This window comes from Vibrio sp. 704 (assembly GCF_033339295.1).
In genome coordinates this window covers 1-900 of sequence record NZ_JAWOUH010000204.1, presented here as the reverse complement: position 1 = coordinate 900, position 900 = coordinate 1, and the positions used below count along the sequence as shown (strand labels likewise).

2 protein-coding genes are annotated in these 900 nt (G+C 46.6%); both read left to right on the top strand.

Translation table 11 applies throughout. From position 1 onward, the window contains the following. Positions 1 to 80: chorismate lyase (locus R7R24_RS25465; RefSeq protein WP_318119892.1), on the top strand; the 80-nt coding region annotated here is incomplete at its 5' end. After that, positions 81 to 900, top strand: an 820-nt coding sequence (gene ubiA / locus R7R24_RS25460; RefSeq protein ID WP_318119890.1) for a 4-hydroxybenzoate octaprenyltransferase, incomplete at its 3' end; no start/stop codon positions are given.

Here is a 900-nt window from a genome sequence, read left to right as displayed (position 1 = left end):
TGTGGATGAATCACAAACCTATGTTAGTCGCTGAGTTATTCTTATCGAATTCACCTATTTACGCCAAGGAGAGAGTGTAAATGTCCGCAGAAAAAGCCAAAGCATATTGGCAGCTGATGCGAATGGATCGCCCAATTGGTTCACTATTATTGTTGTGGCCAACGGTTTGGGCTCTGGTCATTGCAGCCCAAGGCATACCGAGTTGGGATGTGCTCATTGTATTTGTGCTGGGTGTATTTTTAATGCGTAGCGCAGGCTGCGTCATTAACGATTTTGCAGACCGCAAAGTCGATGGTCATGTGAAGCGTACTAAACAGCGTCCATTGCCTTCGGGTAAGGTCACGGCGAAAGAGGCGATTGGCTTATTTTTGGTGTTGGCCGTGAGCTCATTCTTACTTGTTTTGACTATGAACCCCTTAACGATTCAGCTCTCTTTTGCGGGCCTTGTCTTAGCCTTTATCTACCCTTTTATGAAGCGTTACACGCATATCCCGCAGCTGTTTTTGGGATTAGCGTTTAGCTGGGCGATTCCTATGGCATGGGCGGCACAAACCGGTGAGCTACCAGTGATGGTTTGGTTTGTGTTTGTGATTAATGCATTGTGGACGATTGCCTACGACACTCAGTATGCAATGGTGGATCGCGATGACGATTTAAAAATCGGTATCAAATCGACAGCGATTCTGTTCGGTCGCCACGACAAGTTAATTATTGGAGTGTTACAGTTAGTGACGTTGGCGATGTTGGTGGGGCTAGGGCAGTTTTATCAATTAGGCCAGAGTTACTACTGGACGGTGCTGATTGCCGCATCATTGTTTGTTTATCAGCAGCATTTGATCCGCCACCGCGAGCGTGATTTGTGTTTCAGAGCTTTCCTTAACAACAACTACGTTGGCATGG